Annotated in this window: 15 protein-coding genes; 8 read left to right on the top strand and 7 right to left on the bottom strand. The window is 69.7% G+C overall.

Features of this window, described 5'->3' with window-relative positions; translation table 11 throughout:
- Positions 1-136 precede the first annotated feature (136 nt).
- Positions 137-703, top strand: coding sequence for an SUKH-4 family immunity protein (locus AB0D57_RS06020; RefSeq protein WP_362067507.1), 567 nt, complete (start codon positions 137-139; stop codon positions 701-703).
- Between the two features lie 736 nt (positions 704-1,439).
- On the opposite strand, the gene AB0D57_RS06015 is transcribed toward AB0D57_RS06020, so the two are convergent.
- The gene (locus tag AB0D57_RS06015) at positions 1,440-2,720 is read right to left on the bottom strand and encodes a hypothetical protein (RefSeq protein ID WP_362067505.1); all 1,281 of its coding nucleotides are present in this window, start codon (positions 2,718-2,720) and stop codon (positions 1,440-1,442) included.
- Between the two features lie 92 nt (positions 2,721-2,812).
- A complete protein-coding gene (locus tag AB0D57_RS06010) occupies positions 2,813-4,072 on the bottom strand; it encodes a hypothetical protein (RefSeq protein ID WP_362067503.1) in 1,260 nt (419 codons plus the stop codon).
- Between the two features lie 220 nt (positions 4,073-4,292).
- Here AB0D57_RS06010 and AB0D57_RS06005 point away from each other — a divergent pair, with 220 nt between their 5' ends.
- The 5 genes from AB0D57_RS06005 to AB0D57_RS05985 all read left to right on the top strand — a co-directional run bounded on the left by AB0D57_RS06005 (position 4,293) and on the right by AB0D57_RS05985 (position 14,496).
- Positions 4,293-4,733: an SRPBCC family protein gene (locus AB0D57_RS06005; RefSeq protein ID WP_362067706.1), complete on the top strand. Its 441-nt coding sequence runs from the start codon at positions 4,293-4,295 to the stop codon at positions 4,731-4,733.
- A 265-nt stretch (positions 4,734-4,998) separates the two neighbouring features.
- On the top strand, positions 4,999-5,817 hold the full coding sequence (locus AB0D57_RS06000) for a hypothetical protein (RefSeq protein ID WP_362067501.1): 819 nt from the start codon (positions 4,999-5,001) through the stop codon (positions 5,815-5,817).
- A gap of 20 nt (positions 5,818-5,837) precedes the next feature.
- Positions 5,838-7,931 carry a CHAT domain-containing protein gene (locus AB0D57_RS05995; protein ID WP_362067499.1) on the top strand — a complete coding sequence of 698 codons (2,094 nt, stop codon included), beginning with the start codon at positions 5,838-5,840 and terminating at the stop codon, positions 7,929-7,931.
- A complete protein-coding gene (locus AB0D57_RS05990; protein WP_362067497.1) occupies positions 7,931-13,165 on the top strand; it encodes a hypothetical protein in 5,235 nt (1,744 codons plus the stop codon). Before AB0D57_RS05995 ends, AB0D57_RS05990 begins: the two co-directional genes overlap by 1 nt.
- Positions 13,162-14,496 carry a hypothetical protein gene (locus tag AB0D57_RS05985; RefSeq protein WP_362067495.1) on the top strand — a complete coding sequence of 445 codons (1,335 nt, stop codon included), beginning with the start codon at positions 13,162-13,164 and terminating at the stop codon, positions 14,494-14,496. The genes AB0D57_RS05990 and AB0D57_RS05985 overlap by 4 nt, the downstream gene beginning before the upstream one ends.
- Before the next feature lie 177 nt (positions 14,497-14,673).
- On the opposite strand, the gene AB0D57_RS05980 is transcribed toward AB0D57_RS05985, so the two are convergent.
- Positions 14,674-15,843 (bottom strand): NAD(P)/FAD-dependent oxidoreductase, encoded by a 1,170-nt coding sequence (locus AB0D57_RS05980; RefSeq protein WP_362067493.1) that lies wholly within the window; start codon positions 15,841-15,843, stop codon positions 14,674-14,676.
- Between the two features lie 111 nt (positions 15,844-15,954).
- Entirely contained in the window at positions 15,955-16,524 is a 570-nt protein-coding gene (locus tag AB0D57_RS05975) for a WHG domain-containing protein (protein ID WP_362067491.1), read from the bottom strand.
- A gap of 71 nt (positions 16,525-16,595) precedes the next feature.
- Between AB0D57_RS05975 and AB0D57_RS05970 the strand changes: the two genes are divergently transcribed.
- On the top strand, positions 16,596-17,087 hold the full coding sequence (locus tag AB0D57_RS05970; RefSeq protein ID WP_362067489.1) for an FBP domain-containing protein: 492 nt from the start codon (positions 16,596-16,598) through the stop codon (positions 17,085-17,087).
- 383 nt (positions 17,088-17,470) lie between these two features.
- On the opposite strand, the gene AB0D57_RS05965 is transcribed toward AB0D57_RS05970, so the two are convergent.
- The 3 genes from AB0D57_RS05965 to AB0D57_RS05955 all read right to left on the bottom strand — a co-directional run bounded on the left by AB0D57_RS05965 (position 17,471) and on the right by AB0D57_RS05955 (position 19,632).
- Entirely contained in the window at positions 17,471-18,172 is a 702-nt protein-coding gene (locus AB0D57_RS05965; RefSeq protein WP_362067487.1) for a 2-phosphosulfolactate phosphatase, read from the bottom strand.
- Between the two features lie 224 nt (positions 18,173-18,396).
- Positions 18,397-18,801 (bottom strand): VOC family protein, encoded by a 405-nt coding sequence (locus AB0D57_RS05960; protein WP_362067485.1) that lies wholly within the window; start codon positions 18,799-18,801, stop codon positions 18,397-18,399.
- Between the two features lie 240 nt (positions 18,802-19,041).
- Complete coding sequence (locus tag AB0D57_RS05955; RefSeq protein WP_362067483.1) at positions 19,042-19,632, bottom strand: TetR/AcrR family transcriptional regulator; 591 nt, start codon at positions 19,630-19,632, stop codon at positions 19,042-19,044.
- A gap of 155 nt (positions 19,633-19,787) precedes the next feature.
- Here AB0D57_RS05955 and AB0D57_RS05950 point away from each other — a divergent pair, with 155 nt between their 5' ends.
- Entirely contained in the window at positions 19,788-20,807 is a 1,020-nt protein-coding gene (locus AB0D57_RS05950) for an aldo/keto reductase (RefSeq protein ID WP_362067481.1), read from the top strand.
- The last annotated feature ends 180 nt before the right edge of the window (positions 20,808-20,987 follow it).

Raw genomic sequence — 20,987 nt, 5'->3', positions numbered from 1 at the left:
GCCAATACGACGCGAAGTTGATGGCGTACAAGCCCAGAGGCCCATGCGACGGCATCCAGCTGTCAGCCCGGCCCGATAGGGTCCGCGCAGTCCCCAGCCCAACATTCCCAGCCCGCCCGAGGAGGAGAACTCTTCGATGGTGACCTTTGACCAACTCATGGCCTGGGCCGGTGCCGAGAAGGTCGCGAGAGCAGATCCCGGAATCGTCTCCGGCTGGCGGATACCCGAGACCGCGAAGGCGCTCCTGGTCGAAGTCGGCATCCCCGTCACCCCGCGCCTGATCGAGCACGTCGAGATGCAGAGCGAGACAACACCCACCCTGCACACGGCCTGCGGCAGATCGCTCTACTGCCTCACTTACGACTACGACGGCGGCACGTCGACCGAGCGGCCGTCGTCATTCGGCGTCGCCCCGGAGACCGGCGCGGTGTACTACGTCATGCCTCCCGGCGATGCCTGGTTCGCCAACTCGTCCATCGACCTGTGGCTGCGCACGCTGCACCACTACGGTCGACACGTCACCGAGTCGGAACTCCTCAGCGAGCCGGACGGGCCCGAGGAGCACTTGTCCGGAGAGGACGAGGAGAACGCGATCGTCGAACTGGCCTGCCTCGCCGAGGAACTGAAGAAGATCGACCCACCAGCCTTCGACGGCTACGTCGGCTTCATCTGGCCCGAGCTCCTCGACCGCTGGCTCTACTAAGCGGACCGCTCGGGCCGGGCTTCGTGCTGCTGGGGTGCTACTCCAGACGCCCCTTCACCACACGCCACCCGCGCCGCGCCTCGGGGCAGAGTCCGTCCACGCAGTCCTGGCATACCGACGAGTGATCGATGTACGCGCGCCAGGCGGTTCGGTTCCGGACGAACTCCGCATTGCCGACAACCGCCTGCAGACGGCCTACGCCGCCGGTTCCGTCGCGCCACCCCCGATCGACCTCACTCACTACCACTGGCACACTCCCCGCCGCGCTCTCCCCCGACCGCCTGTTCCCGGCCCCTGCCGGGCCCGCCACCGACCACTCGGACGAGGGCCGTGCCCTGGACGCGATAGCGGCGACGTTCGGCGTCTCATTGCCCCAATTCGCCCTCGACCACGGCAGATTGCCAACACTCCCGACACGGCCGTGGACCAGGCCGCCGGGGCCCGGGGAGGCGTATGCGACGATCACGGTCGCGCCCAGGTAGGCCCAGGTTCAAGGGGAATGAACCCGCCAGAAGCTGCTGTCGAGCAGTGGATCCCCCGCCCTCGGCCAGCTCATCGACTGGCAGAGGGATCGAAGCCGGCGAACAGCAGCCGTGCGAGCTCCGGACGCGACTCGTGGATCACATGATCCTGCGTCGTCGCCGACCAGTACGTGTCGGAGCAGTGCCTCTGTCCTGCCAGCGGAACGTTCGCCACGGAGAGGTCTGTCGTCCTCGTGGGCCAGTCTGATTTTTCCTCATGATCTTGGCCCCACGAAGACATCGTCGGCGTCGTTGGTGTCGCCGCGAACGAGGTTGGTTGCCGCCGAGGAGAAGGCGATCCGGTGGTCGCTCAGCGACGTGGAGCCCACGGCGGGCCGGTCCGCCTCGGTGCCGTCGGCGGCCACGCTCACCCGCTCGACGGCGCCGGTCCTCAGGTCCTTGACGAAGACGTCGGCGACGCCGTTGGTGTCGCCGAGGACGAGGTTGGTGGCCGCCGAGACGAAGGCGACGCGGCGGCAGTCCCCGCTCAGGCTCGCGGCGGAGCTCACCGCGTTGGCCGGGGTGCCGTCGGGCGCGGTGCTGACGCGCACGGTCGTCTGTGCCTTCCGGTCGAAGGCGAACACGTCGGTGAAATTGTTGGTGTCGCCGGGCACCAGGGAGGCGACGTTGGACGAGAAGGCGACCATCCGGCCGTTCGCGCTGATCGAGGAGTCGAACGAGCTCTGCTTGTAGACGAAGCGGGTGGGCCGGCTGATCTGCTCCGTCGTGTCCTTCAGCCGGTCGCGGACATAGACGTTCCTGGCGTGCGTCCAGTCGTGGTTCGGGTCCAGCTGGTCCGCCGTCTCGAAGGCGACATGGCGGCCGTCGGCGCTGAGCGACGCGAAGAGGGCGTCGCCTTCGCCGAGGGTGCCGTCCGTGCGGTACTGGACCAGTTCGTTCTTCCCGGTGCGCCGGTCGTGGACGATCACGTCGTCCCGGCCGTTGGTGTCGCCGGGCGCGGCGTCCGGGGTCGTGGTGGTGTACGCGACGACCCGTCCGTTCGCGCTGATGGCCGGCGCACGATTCAGCGCGGCGCGGGGTGGGGCGTCGTCCGGGTGGCCGTGGCTGATGCGCTCGGTCCGGTGGGTGCGGCGGTCGTAGAGGTAGATGTCGTCGAGGCCGTTTCCGTCGTCCTCGGTGAGCGCGGCCATGGTGGCGAGGACGACGTGACGGCCGTCGCCGCTGAGCGCCACGCCCGTCGCCGGGCCCTCGGCGATGCGCTGGGTGCGGCCGGTGCGCAGGTCGTGCACGAAGACGTCGGCGACGCCGTTCGTGTCCCCCCGGACCAGGTTGGTGGCGGTCGAGGTGAAGGCGATGTATCGGCCGTTCGCGCTGAGTGCGGGTGCGCCGGAGGCGCCGTCGGCCTGCCGCCCGTCGGTGGCGACGCTGGCCCGGGTGGGGCCGGGCGAGGAGTGCTGGGCGGCGGCCGGCAACGCGGTGCCGGCGAGCGCGGCCACCACGGCGGCGCTCAGAGTGGTGCGGCGTGCGACATGCATGGAAGGTCCCCCTGTTGGTCCGTGTACATGCCTTTGCTGTTCCGTGCGAGTGCGTCACTGTTCCCTGCGAGTGCCTTGAAAGACGCGGGAATTCAGCGGAGGCGGCGCACGAAGCCGTCGTAGTGGCCGTTGGTGTCGTCGAGGACGAGCTGGGCTGATTCGCTGCCGAGGCCGATGCGCCGGGCGCCCTCGCTCACCGAGTAGACCGCCACGGAGGTGTCCGTGACGGGCTCACCGGCGACGGACTTGCTGACCAGACGGGTGGCGCCGGTACGCAGGTCGCGGAGGTAGACGTTGGCCGGCCCGAGCCGCCCGTCCGCCAGAAGCGGATCCGCCCGATAGGCCAGGTACCGGCCGTCCGGGCTGAGCAGGGGCTCGCGCACCCGGTTCTCACCGGCGGGACCGGCGTTGACGCGCCGGGTGACATCCTTGCGCAGGTCGCGGAGGTAGACGGTGGAGGCGGCACTGGGGGTTTCACCCGGGACCAGCTCCTCATCACCCCAGTAGTCGAAGGCGATGGTCCGGCCGTCCGCGGAGAACGAGGCGGGCATCGCGTACCGCTGTGCCGGGGTGCCGTCCGGCTTGACGTTGACCTGCTCCTCGGTGCCGGTGCGGCGGTCGTACACCCACGTGCGACCGTACGAGCTGCGGGGCACCAGCTGCGTGTACGCCACGTAGCGGCCGTCGGCGCTCAGATCCTGCAGGAGCGCGGGGTTGCTCGGGAGGTTCCGGTTGGTGATCCGCTCCACGACGCCGGTGCGGCGGTCGAGGACGTACACGACTCCGAAGAGGTCGCCGGGGTCGGTCTCCATCCGGTCGGCCTTGGCGTTGAAGGCGATGTAGCGGGCGTCCGCCGACATGGTGGCGCCGGCCGCGAAGGCGGAACCTCCGTCGAGGGCGACACTGATCCGCTCCGTGGTGCCGGTGCGCCGGTCGTGCAGGTAGATGTCGGCGGCCGCGGCGTTCGTGGGCGGGTTGTGCCAGTGGACCAGGTTCCTGGCGTTGGAGCGGAACAGGACGTACCGCCCGTCGGCACTGATGGCCTGCGCGGACGACTCGCTGTCGGCCTGCGCGCCGTCCGAACTGACGCTGACCCGCTCGACGGTCCCCTTGCGCAGGTCGCGCACGAAGACGTCCGAGTGCCCGTTGGTGTCGTCGGACACCAGGTTGGACGCGTACGCCGTGAAGACCGCGAAGCGGCCGTCGGCGCTGAATTCCGGTCCGTACGAGTCGTCGTTGCCCTGCTCCCCCGTCGCCGACAGTGTGATCCGCTCGGTCTCCGGCTTCGGCGCCGGCGCGGCCGACGCCGCCGACAGCGCGACCATCGCCCCCGCAAGTACGGTGACTGACACCCCACGCATGGTTCTGAACACGATTCCCCCTGTGTTTCCCCGTTGACGCATCTCCCCCGGCCCCGCGCCGAGGGCTCTCTTCGAGGCAAACGCACCACCATGCACAGGGTCAATCCCCCGAATTGAGCACAACCCGGGCGCAACATCAGGCGTCCGCGAGGAGACTCTCGTCCAGGAAGTCCCGTACGTGGCCGAAAAGTCGGGCGCCTACGATCACCCCGTGGTCCTCTTCCAGCTGGAACGCCTCACCCCGCACCCCGTCGACCTGAGCTGGCACCGCCTCACCGACTGGCCCCGGCACGCGGACGTCGTCCCGCTCACGCGGGTCACCGTGGTCACCCCGCCGCCGACGCGGCGAGGCACGGTGTTCGTCGCGCGGTCGGGGGTGGGGCCCGCGGCGTTCGACGACCCGATGGAAGTCGTCACCTGGCAGCCGCCCCGGGACGGCGGCGCGGGAATGTGCCGGCTGGTCAAGCGCGGCACGTTCGTCACGGGGTGGGCCGAGTTCGAGGTGCGTCCGGTGGACGGCGGGGGCTCGCGGGTGGTCTGGCGGGAGGATCTGAGCGTGCGGTGGCTGCCCGGGTTCGCCGACCGGCCGCTGGCGTGGATGGCGCGGTGGATGTTCGGGCGGGCGATGGAGCGGTTGCTGCGGGAGGCTTGAGGGCGGGAGCTCGAGGGCGGGAGCTCGAGGGCGGGAGCTCGAGGGCGGGAGCTCGAGGGCGGGAGCTCGAGGGCGGGAGCTCGAGGGCGGGAGCTCGAGGGCGGGAGCTCGAGGGCGGGCTCGGCGGCGAGAGCATAAATACACCCTGGCCCGAGGCGCTGTACGGATGATTCCGAATATCGCACGGAACAGGCCGGAGCTCGGCCTTTCCGGGGAGTGTCGGCAGTACTCTGCACCCACGATTGCACGATGCACGGGGGGCGAGATGAAGGACGAGTACGAGATCTACCGTGGCGCGATCCGCGGTACGTGGCGGGACTGGTGGATCGCTTGGCCCCTGAGCCGGAGACTCGCACTCGGTGATGTGCTGCACCAGGTGAACGGGCGAATCCGCCCCGCCGGAACCCTCGCCGATCAGGGCGTGCCCTTCACACGCCGCCGCGGCACCCAGCACAACAGCTACACGTACGACACACAGGGTTCCGCGACCGTGCGCTTCAAGACCGCGGGTACCGTCGCCGACGGTTTCACCGCGCTCGCCGCCGCCGATGTCGGCGCGCTGGTCACCTTCCGGGCGAGTGGCAGCGCCCTCGTCGTCTACGAGGGGCTGACCGAAACGGGCGTCACCGATGAGCGTGCGCTCGCCGCCCACCTCGTACAGCTCGGCTGGGAGAAGTGGGACGACTCCCTCTACGCCGTCACCCAGGTCGTGACCGCGGTCGCCGGCACCGTCCTGACCTCCGCGTCCACCGACGCGTCCGCCGAACTCCGCCTCCGAGCCGGCGCCGGCCAGCCGCAGATCGGTCTCGCCGACCTGACGGGCGGTGTCTCCCTGGCACGCTCGAAGTCGCTCGGACTGAAGTGGATCAGCTCCCACCCCACTCCGTTCTTCCGCGTCGTCCGCCTGCGCAAGAACTGGTTCCAGAAGGTCAGGACGGACTACGGACCGCCCCAGCCCGGCCGGGGCGCCGCACCGGTGCCCGTGCCGCCCCTGCTGCTGGAAGAGGCGCAGGACCATCCGGAAGCGGTGGTGGAAACCGTACCCGCGGAGGAACAACCGCTGTTCACCGATCTGGACGCCTAGCGGAGGCACGAGAGCCGCCCATGGCCACCACCGTCGACATCCGTATCACCGCCGTCGCCGAGACCAACACCGACACCGACGGACAGCATCTTGTCCGCATGTCCGTGGACGGCGAACCCGAGACCACTGCACCACTCGGCTCCCTGGAGGACATGGACCGGTTCACCGGACTCTTCGAACGCAACACGTCGGCGGCCGAACGGGAGAAGGCCGGCGACGCCCTCTTCGCCGCTCTGTTCGGGGGCGAACTGGCCGCTCGCTGGGCCAAGGTGACGGCGGCCGCCGACCCGGACCAGCCGACCCGTGTGTGCCTGGACATCGAGCCACCCGAACTGCGGTATCTGCCGTGGGAGTTGCTGAGAAACCAGGAGCGGTGGCTGTTCAGACGCGCGGATCTGCTGTGGCGCAGAAGCAGCGTTCCGGCCCAAGCCGCAAAGACACCGCAGCCGCAGCCCGGGGAAGCCGCCAAGGAGTCAACCGCCGACTGCGAACTGGGGCCCATGCGGGTGCTGGTGGTCGTGTGCAATCCGCGGGAGCACCGCATGCTGGCCGAGAAGGAGCTCGCCTGGATCTGCGGCACCTTCGACGGGCTGCCCGGACGGACCCACGTCGAGGTGCAGGACGGCCCCAGTCGTCCCGAACTCGCGGAGCGGATAGATCAGTTACGACCACACATTCTGCATTTCATCGGGCACGGCATGCCACGGCCGGGGCAGAGCACGGTACTGCACTTCAACTGGAAGGCGGGGCCGGGCGACACCGTCGACTGGAACCTGAGCGCGGGCCAGATCGCGGACATGACCCGCTGGAAACCCCGGCTCGTCGTCGTCAACGCCTGTCGCACGGCGGACGCCGCACCCACCGCGAACGCGGAGGGCAGAATCCAGAGTCTGGCCCACGCCTTTCTGGAGGCGGGGTCCAAGGCGGTGGCCAGCATGCAGGCGGACATCGACTCGCCCGACGCGGTGCGCTTCTCCGCCTCGCTCTACCGTGCGATAGGGGAGGGACACGACGTCGACGAGGCCGTCGCCCAGGCACGTCAGGCGCTCGAACTCAACGAGGGGCGGCCCAGTGACGCCTGGGCGCTTCCGGTACTGGTCACCCAGGTGCTGCCGGAGTCGGTCCTGCCCATCATCCACGACCCCCTGCCGCCTTCCACCGTCAAGGCGATCGAGCGCCGTCAGAGCTACCGTGAGCTGCGTCGATTCGTGGGACGGGCCCTGGAGCGCAGGGCGGCCTGGTGGGCGCTGGACCACCCGAACCGGAGCGCCGCCACAGGCGCCGAGCGCCCGCTCGTGGTGATCAGCGGCCACTCGGAGACCGGATACCGCAAGACCGGCAAGACACTCCTGGCCGAATGGTGCCTGGCCGTCTGCTTCCTCCGGGGACACCGCGCCATCTCCGTCCGTTTGGACGGGGGCACCAAGGACTGGCTCACCGTCGTCACGGAGATCCGCCGGCAGGCGGTCGGCGCCGATCAGCTCACCCCACTGCCCGCCGAGACCTTCGACGAGTTCGACATGGTGCTCGCCCGGCTGTTCCCAGGCTCTCCCGGCAGCTCTTCCGGCCCCGCGGCACAGCCGGGAAACGGTCCGCTGCCGGACGTCGAGGCACGGTCCGGCGGCCGGTTGTGGTTCAACGACGAGGCCGGGCACGCCGACGAGCGGCGGAACGAACTCCTCGACTGCTTCCTGTCCAGTCTGCGCAAGGCGGCCCAGGGGAAACCGATGGTCATCGCGCTCGATCCGGCCGACCGGATCCAGGCCGAGCTCTTCACCGGCTGGCTGTACGAGCGGCTGATCCTGCCCATCGCCCGCGGTGACGCATCGCCGCTGCGGCTCATCCTGGTCGCGTCGAAGGACTGGCTCGCCGACGCGCTGCCACGGGCCGACCGCCACCTGATCGGCGAGGTGGCTCTGGGCGACTTCGAGAGCGCCCAGCTGATGCGGCTGGTGCGCGCCTACGGAAATCGCCTGGGCTACCCGGTCGACGAACAGGTGGAGCAGGTGGTCGCCGGTCTCCAGGCGAGCGGCGCGTACACCCGGGTGAACGTCTTCGACCAGCTCATCTCCGTGTTCCCGCAGTGGTACACCGCCGACGAGAGGGGTGCGTGATGCCGGAGGCATCGGACGACATCGTCCGGCGGCTGGCGGCCGGGGAGAGCCTCGATGAGATCGGCCGCTCGCTGCGTCCGCCGGGCTGGCGGCCCCTGCTGCGTGCCTGCGCCGTCGCCCGCGTCTTCAACTCCGCGCTGTTCGAGGGCGTCCTGCGTCCGTATGCGGCACAGCAGGTGACCGACGTACCCGGGCTGGAGGAATTGCTCGCGGCCCGCGCCGTGGAAGCCGTGGGGGACGGCATCGGGACGTTCGCGCTCCCCGAGGCCGACCGCTTCGCTTACTTCCTGGAGTGGTTCGGGCCCGCGGACGCAGACGAGGACCGAGACGAAGACGGTGCCGGAGATGATCGGGAGCAGGCACAGGTACCGGCGGAACTCGCCCGGCTGGAGCGCCTCATCGCCGACTTCCGGCACGCGGCGGACGACCACGGCGAGGAACTGCGGCATCTGCTTCTCCCCGAGCCCGACCTCGCGCTCGACCTCTTCCACGCCCTGTTCACCGCGGCGGACGAACGCCGCGACTTCGCCGCCTGCCAGGACCTCGTCGACACGCTCGGCGACCCCGACCGGCTGCCGCTGGCCCGGCCGGAGATCGACCGGCTGCGGCTGGACCGGGCCGGCTATGTCAGGGCGCGCGCCTACTGGGCCGCCGACTACGCCCGCTCAGCGCAGTTCCTCCAACCGCCGGACCTGGAGCGCGACACCGAGCGGCTGCTGAGCGGCGAGGACCGCGTATGGCAGATGTACGCGCCGGGCGGCACCGGCAAGACGATGCGGCTGCGCTGGTTGGTGGCCCGCCACTGCGTACCCGCCGAGCGCGATGTGCTGTGCGCCCGGATCGACTTCGACGTGATCAACCCCGTGGCCGCCGGCGGCCACCCCTGGCTGCTGCTGCTCGAGGTGGCGGAGCAGTTCGGCCGTCGGCTGCCGGGCCGCCCTTTCGCGCGGCTCGACGAGTACGCCGCTTACCGGGTGTTGCTGGACCGCAGGGCCTCGGACGCCACTCGTGGTGCGGCGCAGAACATCGGCCGACTGGATCGGGACACGGTCGAACAGGAAGTCCTGGACGTGTTCGCCACCCGGCTCAACCTGGCCCGCGTGGACGGGCCGGTGAACGCGGAGAGCCCGGACGGGCCCGAGGACGTCCCCGCTCCCCCGGCCGTTCTGGTGCTGGACACCCTGGAAGAGGTCCTGCTGCGCGGGCAGGACGACATGGCCCGGCTGTTGGACCTGCTTCAGCAACTGCTGAACCGCTGTCCCGGGCTCCGGATCGTCCTGGCCGGACGCTACGACCTGCGGGAACGGGCACCGGAAGCCCTGCGCCGACTGGCGGGCCACAAGATCCGTCATATCGAGGTACGGCCCTTCGACGAACCGCAGTCGCTCGCCTACCTCACCGAGATCCGCGGGATCGCCGAACCCGAACTGGCTGCCATCGCCGCCCGCAAGTCCGGTGGCCTGCCCTTCTCGCTCGCGCTCTTCGCCGACCTCATCGAGCACGACCCCGACATCGAACCCGCGGAACTGGCGGCTTGCGAGGAGCCTCTGGTCCGCTATCTGATCGATCGGGTGGTGCGGCGCATCGAGGACCCCATGGTGCGCTGGCTGCTGCGCTACGGAGTGATTCCCCGGCGGCTGCGGTTCGAGGACGTCAAGACGGTGATGCGGGCCTGGCTCGTCCAGGGAATCACCGGCACGAGGTCCGCCGACGACCCTCGGGAGGACCGCCACCACCTACACGGCCGGGAAGACCTGTTCCCCTTCGACCCGTCCGGGCTGACGGACGAGCAACTGGAACACGCCTGGAAGCGCCTCCTCGACTACGCGGGCAGCTCCTCCTGGGTCTCCAAACCGACAGGCGACGACTCCATGGTGGTCTTTCACACCAACGTGCTCGCTCCCATGCGCCAGTTGATCTCGGACCACCCGGTCTTCGTGGAACTGCACAAAGACTTCGTCAAACACTTCGACGCGCTGGCGGCCGCTGATCCGGACCAATGGGTGGCCTACACGCGCGAGGCGGTGTACCACCGCTTCCAGGCGGGAGAATCGGACGCGGAGGACTTCTGGGTGAGCGCCGTCGGGGATCCCGTCGACGAGCGGGCCGCGGAGCGTGCCCGGGCGTTGAGCGAGGAGATCCTGGGCGACGAGTACGTCGACGAGGACGAGCCCCGGCAAGGGCGCGACGGCGAGCTCCTGATCAGCCACCAGGCCATCGCCACGGCCCATCTGGTGATCGCCTACAGTCTGCTCCGTCTCGCCGATCTGCGATCCCTGAACGCCGCGGATCCCGCCTGGGGCGAGATCGACCGACGGATCGCGAGCGTGGACGGCCTGCGCAGGCGGGGCGTCATCGAGGATGTGACGAGGGGCTTCGAGGCGGTCCTGCGCGCCAACTTCCTGCGCGCCCACGGCCGGCACGAGGAAGCCTTGCACGTCACCGAGACCGCGTTGGCGGCGGAGTCGGACGGCGAGTGGCGACAGTTGCTCCAGACCACACTGGCGCGGCTCCATGCGGACCTGGGCAGCGCCGACGCCGAGGCGAGCTATCGCGGGGCCCTGCTGACCGCACACGAGCGCGGGGACAGGCATCGTGCAGCGGAACTGGCGCTGGAGTACGCCGATGAGCTCTCGGAGCAGCGCCGATTCGACGAGGCGGCGGACTGGCACGCCAGCGCGCGGTCCTACGAGGCCCCGGATGCGGTCCACTTCAACGCGGTGCTCCGGGAAGCCAGGACCCACCTGGCCACCTTCGCGCCGACGGCAGCGCTGCGGACGCTGTCCATGTCGGGGACGCGCGAGCCGGGCCCGGCCGAGGCCTGCGAAGCGGAACTGCTGCGGTCCGAGGCGCACTGGCTTCTCGGCCGGAGCCGGCCGGCGCTGGCCGCGCTGGAACGAGCGGAGTCGCTCAACGACGACCACTCCCCCACGCCGATCCAGCAAAGTGCCCTGATCTCGCTGGCAGACGCCCGGGTCAGAGGCGATCTGCTGGACCTGGAACTCGCCGAGGTTTCCTACGGCAGAGCGATCGCCATGGAAAACCGCCTGGGATTCCCCCACGCCAGCCCCGAACTTCTCCTGAACTACGCCCGCTTCCTCGCCCGCGGCATCGGTGACCTCCGGCGAGCGGCCGACACGCTGGAGCAGCTCAAGGCCGTGGGCGCCTTGGGCAAGTTGGAGATCCCGGCCGCGCTCCTGTGGCACGAACTCGCTCACAAGGGATACACCGGCCTCCGCAACCGTCCACTCCCCGACATCACCTGCACAACGGACAGCGAGTTGCTGGCCGGTGGAGTCGCCGCCGCGCTGGTGGAGCCCGGATACGCCGGAGAACTGGCCCGGGTACTGGAACACGTACAACCTCCGGCGGCACGCCTGGCCGTCCTCGAAGGCCTGTCGGAGTGGCCGGTTCCCAGCCCTTCGGTCCAAGCAGAACTCGCGGTGCTCCGACCCTTGTTCGAGCCCATCGCCGAGCCCGACATGTCGCCCGACCCCGACCGCAGCCTGAGGCTTGCCATGCGCGCCCGCCTCGACCGAATGACGGGCGACGACGAAAGGGCCGCGCACTTCACCCGAGTCGGCTTCCAGGCACTGTGCGAGGCCGGCGACGACGACCCGCTGGCACTGTGGCGCAGCGCCAAAGCCTCGCTGTCGCTCGGCGCGCGTCCGGGGCCGGAACTCGCGACACGGCTGGTCCGGGCGGCGGACCCGTCGGCGCCTCTGTTGTCCGCCGTCGCCCGGCAGCTCCTGGCCGCCACGGAGACCGACGTCGGCCGAGCACGCGCCCTGCTGATCGAGGCCGCGGCCCCCGTGGGCGAGATCCTGACCCCTTCGATATGGGAAGTCGGCCTGCTCCGGTCGGTGGCCGAGATCAACGAGGACCCTTCCACCATGGCGGCCGCCCACCGGATGGCAGAACGGCTCGGCCTGCCGGCGGAACCCGGCCCCGCATCCGGCGAACTGTCACCGCCGGGCTTCGGCGTACCGGTTACGGACCGGCGCCGAGTCCAGGGTCCACGCGACGCCGGGATGTCCCGCCCGGACGACACCGGCGCATTCACACCCATGCCCGTACTCCCGACGCCCGGGAGCGATCCGGTGATCTCCCTGGAGTCGCTGTCCGCGTTCGACCGGGATCTCGACGCCCGTCGACTCGCCGCCGACCTGCTGGCTGACCGGCGGACCGTGCTGGCGTACATGGCGGAAGCGATGGAAGCGACGTCGCCGGTGCCGATGCAGGACGTCGTGCGACTTGAGGCCGAGGCGGCTCCGGTGCACGCCCTGCCCTGGGAACTTCTCGCCGCGCCGGGCGAGACCCCCTACCGCACCCTGCCCGCGGCGGCCACCGTCATGGACGTCCGCACGCTCCAGGCGACCCTGAACGCATCGGCCGGAAGCCGTCTGGCGACCGACGGCATCTGGGGCATGGTCACCCAACAGGCGCTCAAGGCGGCTGTGGAGACGGCTCTTCTCGGACCGGTCGGCGCCCTGACGATCGGTCTCTCGACGGTTGCGGTCGAGGTGGTTCTGCGCGCCCGCGCACGATCGGCCGCGCGCCGCAGACCACCGACGGCGTGGCTACTGCGGCCGTTCGAGGAGGGGACGACGTCGTCACGGCACGGGAACGACGGCCCGGAACGTGTCTCTCGCGCCTACTCCCGGAACCGGTTCAACATGATCGCGACCGACATCCTCGAGCAACTCAGTGCATCATCGCCCCCCGTGGTCGTGCACATCGCCGCTCCGCTGCGACTGATCGGCCAGGTTCCGCACTTCGATCTCGCTCCCGCCCACGACACCCTCGGCACCCGCGCGCATGTCCCCGACATCGGGCCGAGCCAAGTCGCCGACATGCTCGCGCGGTTCGAACCGGGCAGCACTCCCCTGGTGGTGCTGGATCCGCCGTTCCTGGGATCGCCCGCCGACATTCCGTACCAGCTCGTACTGCGCAATCTGTTCGCGGCTCACCTCTTCGCCTCCGGGACCGCTCCCGCGGTGCTGGGGACGGGCCTGGCCCGAGAGCCGCACGGGAAGCTGGATGCCCTGGCGGGGGGCTTGGTCCATAACAGGCCACTGCTCGACATCGTGCGAGAGCTGCGTGCCGAGGGGTATTCCGGGGGCTCCGAACTCCTGGAGAAGGCACGATGGGGCGACGATCGGCTCGCGGCGGCCTGCACCGCGCTGTTCGCCACGCCCTCGGTGCTGCACGCCGACGAGGTGGCGCCGTCATGACCGCTGCCCGCCCCTCCCCCGCGGACGGCGACATGGGGCGGGCGGCCCGCCACGACGCCGAGCTGGGCCACCTGCTGGCGAGCCTGCGTGAGGAACTCGCCGAGTGGATCGTGGAGGTGGCCGACGACGGGCCGCTGCTGAAGCACCGGTCACAGGTGGAGAGCGTCGAACGGATTCTCTCGGCCGGCCTCGACCGGCTGGACGGATTGTCCGGTGCGCAACGGCGGATCACGCTCCCCGAGGTCATCCTCGATCTGCATCACGTCTGGGACTTCATGCGGGGCAAGCTGCTGCTGCGCCGCGTCCCTCGCTACAAGGACTTCCTCGACCTGGCCGACGAACTGGCCTGGTCGGTCTACGACCCCGTGCGGCGAGCGGCCGCGGGCGCGCGCACCCTCAAGGAGCCGCCTCTCACCTTCCTCAGCCGGGAACCGGTGGCCTTCGCCAGTCCACGCGGCGGCGGCTTCTCCCATCTCCTCCCCCGAGGCGGGCTGCGTACCCGGGGCGGCGTGGAGGCGAGCGGGCAACTCCCCTTCCCTGTCATCGGCATTCCCTGGTCCGCGAGCCGACACCTGCCCGCAGTGCTCGCGGTGGCCCACGAGACGGGCCATCACATCGAGGACGACTTCGCGCTCGAGGCACCCCTGCGCGCCCGGGTGCGGGCGGCCGGACTGCCCCCGGATCGTACGGAGATGTGGGAGCGGTGGCTGGACGAGGTGTTCGCGGACGTGTGCGCCGCTCTGGCCTGTGGACCGGCGTACATGTGGACGCTTGCCGACGCGCTCTTTGCCGTGGGCGACCAGGGCGGAGCCGGAGCCGACCGCTACCCGCCGGCGCGCCTGCGGCTGCTGGTCTGCCAGGCCGCTTCGACGGGAGCCGTCGGCGAACTGCCCGCTCTGCCCGGCGTCCCGGACGGGCACGACGGGGAGGCACCGGTCGTCGTGCAGGCTCTGGTGGGCGACGGTTTCGAGGAGTTGGGCGGCGCCCGGCTCGGCAAGCTGATCGGTCTTACCGCACCGGAAAAGCTGTGCGACTCGGTCGACAACCTGCTGGGCGGGGTCGCGACGGGTCGGAGCGATGTACCGGGCGTGGTGGCCGCCGCCGCACTCGCCTTCGTACGGGATCCGCGCGGCTACGACCGGTCCGCCACCGACAGTCGTGCCCGTCGCGAGGTCCTGCGGCTGGTGCCCGACGGGCCGAGGTCGGCGCCGGGAGGGCCGGCGGAGCTGGCAGCACGCGACGCGGCCGCCGCGGACGCGCTGCTGGAACTCCTGGACGTCCGCGTGGGCGAACACGGAGTGGGGGTTGAGACTGGTGAGCTCGCATGGTGAGGTGTCGCGTATTCCCGGACGGATGCAGGCCGCCGTCACTCTGCGTCGACCGCGGATTGCGGGGGCGGAGGCTCGCGCCGAAGGCGACGGCCGGCAGCCGCTGCCGGCGTCTTGGGACCGGCCTCGGCCAGGTCGCTCACCACGGAGGCAACCCCAAGTCGGGCCCGCGCTTGGCAGTCAGGATGGCTGGACTTCGTCGAAGAGGGCGAGGGCTTCGGAGGGGTCCGGGCTCACGAGGCGTTCCAGACCAGCCGTGGTGATGCTCGCCCACCTGCCGGCCCGTGCCCACATCTGTTCCTCGAAGGCGCGGACGGCCTCGTCCAGATCTCCAGGGTCGGCGGCGGCGATGGACTCGGCCAGTTCGGCGCCTTCCAGCATCGCGAGGTTCGCGCCCGCCCCCAACGGGGGCATCAGATGGGCGGCGTCGCCCAGTAGCGTCACCCCGGAGACATGGGCCCAGGTGTGGGACACGGGAAGGACGTAGAGGGGGCGGTGGACGAAAGCCGTGCCGTGGCGGAGGAGGTCGAGGACGGGAGCGGCCCAGCCGTCGAACAGAGCCAGCAGGCTTGATCGCACGGCCTCGGTGTCGGCCTCGGTGTCGGCCGGGCCCAGGCCCGCGCGCTGGTCCGGGCCCAGATGCAGGTCCGGGTTCGTGTGCCGGTCCAGCTCCACGCGGAACTGGGCGTACACCTTGACGTGGCCGCCGCTGTTCCGCTGGGCGACGAGAGCGCGGTTCACGCCGTACACAGCCACGGAGCCGTCACCGACCAGTCGAGCGAGGTCGGGGTGGCGGGTGTCGACGTCGTCCAGGGAGGTCTCGACCAACGTGACGCCGGTGTACTGCGGCGTCGCGGACGAGACCGCCGGGCGGACTCGGGACCAGGCACCGTCCGCGCCGATCACGAGGTCGAACGTCTCCTGTCGCCCGTCCGCGAAATGGACCAGCACGCCATCCCGGCTCTCCGGCACCACCTCCGTCACGACCCGCCCCCACTGAACGTCCAGAGACCCGAGCAACAGGTCACGGAGTTGCCCGCGGTCGATCTCGGGATTGGCCCGGTCACCCGAACGAGGTTGCCAGTCGCGCAGGACGGTCCCGTCCGCGTCCAGGATGCGCATGGCCTGCCCCTCGGGACGGGACAGCGCACGGAACTCCGCCAGCACCCCCGCCTTCTCCAGCGCCAGCTGGCCCAGCCCCTCGTGCAGATCCAGCGTGCCGCCCGCGGGACGGGCGTCGCGGGCGGGATCGCGTTCGAGGACGGTGACAGGGTGACCATGACGATGCAGGACGCGGGCGAAGGTAAGGCCGGCGGGGCCGCTGCCGATCACGGCGATACGGGGTCTCATGCCGATACAACGTACGGCCCCTCACCAAGCCAGTCCCGCCCCGTCACCGAACCGAAACGACGGCGTGAGCCAGCGCGGCGGAGCGCCTCCGGCGGCGCGACCCCCTGCTGATCAAGGCGTGGTCCGGTTCCGCAGCAGAGTGTCGAGGGAATCCACGATCCAGGCCCAGGATTCCTGCGAGTCGACGGCGGTGTGGCTGAAGCCTCCGGCCATCTCCAGGCTGACGTAGCCGTGGAAGACACTGCCCAGCATCCGGACCGCGTGCGTCTGGTCCGGCTCCGTCAGGTCGTAGCCGCGCAGGATCGCCCGCGTCATCTGCGCGTGCCGCAACCCGGCACTGGCGGCCGCCGTCTCGGGGTCGAGCCTGAGACGGGCGGCGGCGTAGCGGCCGGGGTGCTCCCGGGCGTAGTCGCGGTAGGCATCCGCGAAGGCGGCCAGGGCGTCCTTGCCGGCCCGCCCGGCCAGGGCGTCGGCGGCCCGATCGGCGAGTTCCTCCAGTGCGAACAGGGCGATCCTGGTCTTGAGGTCCTGGGAGTTCTTCAGGTGCGAGTACAGACTCGCGACCTTGACGTCGAACCGCCGGGCGAGCGCCGAGACGGTCACCTGGTCGAAGCCGACCTCGTCGGCCAGTTCCGCCCCCGCCCGGGTCAGACGCTCCGGTGTCAGTCCTACTCGAACCATAGCCTTCCTCTCATTAAGCGACAGCCATTATGCATTTGCCTAAAACTTTTAGGCAAATTAGCCTGCCGCTCATGAGACCGCTGACTGAGCAAGAGATCCGTACCGCGTTCGTGAACTGCACCAAGGGCGAGGCGAAGCGCCTGTCCGTCCCTCGCGACCTGGCCGAGCGGCCCTGGGACGACCTGGACTTCCTCGGCTGGCGCGACCCCCAGGCCCCCGACCGGGCCTACCTCACCACCGAGCTGGACGGCCACCCGGTGGCGCTCGCGTTGCGCTGCCCCAGTGCAACTTCCTGGCAGACGCGGCGCAGCATGTGTTCGATGTGCATGACCACCCACACCGGAGGCGTCTCGCTGATGGTCGCCGCGAAGGCGGGCAAGGCCGGGCAGCAGGGCAACTCCGTGGGCGCCTACATATGCAGCGACCTCGCCTGCCCGCTGTACGTGCGGGGCAGGAAGGATGCGGGCGTCGGTGCGCGACTTCGCGAGTCGCTCACCTTGGATGAGAAGATCCAGCGGACCGTCGCGAACCTCACCGCGTTCATCGCCAAGGTCACCGCATGAAGCAACCAGCCACGCACGCCACACCTGCCCGTACGGGATGTGACGCGGCGCCATTCGCACTCTTCGCTTACGGGATCACCCGTTGGACAGCCCGCCGCGTGGTAGCGCGAGGTCAGAATCGTCCGGCTCGAGGCGGAGACACCAAGCTCAAGGAACGGCTGCCCCAGGCCTCGCAAGAGGTCGGTCAGCTCACGGACTTCCACACCCAGCCCGGCCCGCCGCACAGCACGAGGAGATCATCCGGCTCCGCGAAGCCGCCGCCGCAACAACTCGGGGCAGCCGCCTGCCGCCACCCCGAACCACCGCCATCGGGACATGCAGTTGATACCGCAAGCCCGACAGGGTGCTCGCTCTCGCACGCCGAGAGTAGACCTCACCAGCGGTCAGACCGGGTCCTCGCCAGCCGGCGAAGGCATCGCACGTGGACGCAGGACCATGAGCGAGCCTTCCAAGGTCGCCACGACGGCAAAGGGGAACCGGTCGACCTCAAGACAGAGCGCGACGTCATCAGGATGGACTCCTTGGCGCACCCCCTCCGCCAGTTCGGCGGCGGCGCGCGACTCGGCAGCGCGGCGGAGGAACTCAGCGGCATCCGTCCCGGCCTCGGTGGCTCTCCGAGCGATGTATTGAGCACACGCCAGATCTTCATCGGCCTGCCCATCGTCGCCAGTGACCACGAACGTGACACTGTCACTCTCGCGCGTCCGCAAGAGCCGAGCCGTTGCCTCCGCCACCACAAAGCTGGCGCACAGCACCAGCGACGCCTCCTTCACCGCAAGGGCGCCGACCGTCCCTGCCGTGGTCTTCTGCACAACGGTCCGTCCGCCAAGGTCGACAGACCGCAGCAGGCCCGGGGAGTTGACCAAGTCGAACCCGGGCGCGGGCGGACCGTCTTTGAGCGCCACCCAATCCGCGTGGCGGGCCTTGAGCACCAGGGCTTCGTCCAGCGACTCAGCAAGAACGATCTTTTCCGCCCCTTGGGCAAAGGCCCAGGCAGCCACGGTGAAAGCACGCATGACGTCGACCACGACCGCGACGGACGGGACTTCGACCAGCTCAGTGATGCCAAGGAAACGAGCGTCCATTCCGGTCATGATCGCGCATGCCCGACCCGCGGCAGCCGGAGAGTGATACGCGTCACATCGACGATCTCGGGCCCGGCTCCTCAACGAGAACGGTGGGACCTGGAGCCGATACGCCGCCGGCGACCACACACGGTCACCAGCGGGCTGGGCTCCGCAGGAAACTCACGGAAGTTGAACTACGCCACGGAGTGGCAGGCCAGGGCACTCCCTGACCTGCCACTGCCTCACGAAGCCGTCGGCGTCTGCTCGTCGCTGCCATAGGGCCGCGTGATGATCTCCATGCCATGCCCGGCCGGATCCATGAAGTACAGTCCGCGCCCACCGTGGTGGTGGTTGATCTCTCCAGGCTGCTTCAGATGCGGATCGGCGTAGTACACGATCCCGGCCTGCCGGATACGCGCGAATGCCGCGTCGAACTCCTCGTCGGAGACGAGGAACGCGTAATGCTGCATGACGATCGACTCCGCCGGGATGGCGGCGAAGTCCAGGGTGACCCCGTTGCTGGTGGCCACGGGAATGAACGGACCCCACTCGGTCCCGATCTCAAGCCCCAGGATGCGCGCCAGGAACTCGGCCGACTCCCGGTTGTCCCGGGCATGGATGATGGTGTGATTCAACTCGACTGACATGTGTGGAATGCCTCCGCAAGGCAATCTCACGGGCACCTCCATGCCTCACCCAGCCGGTGACCGACACGCGATGCCGTCCTCATGATCCTAGGCAACACCGCTCACGGCGTCGAGGCCCGCACCCAGTAGCCTCGCTGACGACCACACACCGTCACCAACACGCCGGACGGGACCGAGAATTGGCGACAATTGAATACGCGAGCCCACCAGCATCAACCCCCCGAAGTCAGCCGGGCGGGGCTACCGCGGTTGACGTAGTCCTGCGATGAGGAGCTCGACCAGTCGACGTGCGTCGTAGCGGGGATCGTTCTCCGCGCCGATGCAGAGGTTCCCGACGCCGCGCATGAGCTCGTAGGCCTCCAGGTCGGATCGAATCTCGCCGGACGCGGCTGCGGCGTCGAGCAGCTGGGTGCACACGGGCACGAGGCGGTCGATGAAGTAGGCGTGCAGCGTGTCGAAGCCTGCGTTGTCGGACTGCAGCACGGCAGCGAGTCCGTGCTTGGTGACCAGGAAATCGACGAAGAGGTTGATCCATTGCCCCAGTGCGGCGTGCGGAGTTGCGCTGGTCGCCAGCAGGGCCGGCCCGGCCTCGGCGCAGGCATCGACCTGGTGCCGGTAGACGGCGATGATGAGATCCGCTCGCGTCGGGAAGTGGCGGTAGATCGTGCCCAGCCCGACGCCGGCCTTGGCCGCGATGTCGCGCACCGGCGCTTCCACGCCTGACGTGACGAAGACCGCGGCGGCCGCGTCGAGCAGAGTCCCCTCGTTACGCCGGGCGTCCGCCCGCTTGGACCGGGCCGCTTGCCCCGCACCCTCGTCGCTGTCGTTCACCGCGCCGTTCCCTTCGCTACCGAGCTTGCCAAAGCGGAACAACGTTCCGTATCGTTACCGGAACAAGGTTCCGTTTGCTCATGATGCCAGAGCAGGGGCCCCACGACCAAGCCATGCATTGCCCTCACACTTCATCCGCAAGGAGAAACACGGTCATGCAGTACCGCACTTTGGGCCGCACCGGTGTGCAGGTCAGCGCCCTCGCACTCGGCGCGATGAACTTCGGCAAGATCGGGCGCACCACCCAGGACGAGGCCACCGCTCTCGTCGATGCCGCCCTCGACGGCGGGATCAACCTCATCGACACCGCCGACATGTACAGCGACGGCGAGTCGGAAGAAATGGTCGGCAAAGCCATCGCCGGCCGCCGCGACGACATCGTGCTGGCCACGAAGGCGAGCATGCCCATGGGCGAAGAGCGCAACCATCAGGGCAGTTCGCGCCGCTGGCTGGTCACCGAGCTGGACAACAGCCTGCGCCGTCTCGGTGTCGACCACGTCGATCTCTACCAGATCCACCGCTGGGACCCGCGCACCAGCGACGAGGAGACGCTGTCGGCGTTGACCGACCTGCAACGCGCGGGAAAGATCCGCTACTTCGGTTCCTCGACATTCCCCGCCTACCGCCTCGTGCAAGCCCAGTGGGCCGCCCGCGAGTACCACCTGAGCCGTTACGTCACCGAACAGCCCAGCTACTCGATCCTGCAGCGCGGGATCGAGACCCATGTGCTGCCCGTGACCGAGCAGTACGGGCTCGGCGTGCTGGTGTGGAGCCCGCTGGCCTCGGGCTGGCTGTCGGGCGCGATCCGCGAGGGCCAGGAAGTCTCCACCAGCCGCTCGACGTTCATGCCGCAGCGCTTCGACACAGCCATCCCCTCCAACCGGGCCAGGCTCGATGCCGTCGAGCAGCTGGCCAAGGTCGCCGACGAGGCCGGCCTGACCATGATCCAGCTCGCGCTCGGATTCGTGACCGCGCATCCCGCCGTGACCAGCGCGCTCGTCGGCCCCCGCACACTGGATCACCTGCACGCGCAACTCGCCGCCGCTGACACCGTTCTCACCGCCGACGTGCTCGACGAGATCGACGCCATCGTCGCCCCCGGCACCGACCTGGCCGCACACGAGAAGTTCGACACTCCGCCCGCGCTGCTGGACCCGTCACTGCGGCGCCGCTGATCGCGTCGAGGGACAGCGGCGCTAGGTCCTGTCGTCAAATTCCCGTCGTCCGCCCGGAGGGCGGGCCTCGCGGCGTCAGGTGCGCGCTCTCGGCGTGCCGGGCACAGGCCCTCGTACTGGTTGTACGTGGGTCTGTGCCCGGTGCGGCGAGGGTGCGTGCATGGCGTCGCGAGGCAGGCG

The sequence above is a fragment of the Streptomyces sp. NPDC048275 genome, assembly GCF_040652275.1.
Classification (GTDB): Bacteria; Actinomycetota; Actinomycetes; order Streptomycetales; family Streptomycetaceae; genus Streptomyces.
This window is presented reverse-complemented; position numbering and strand designations above follow the sequence as displayed.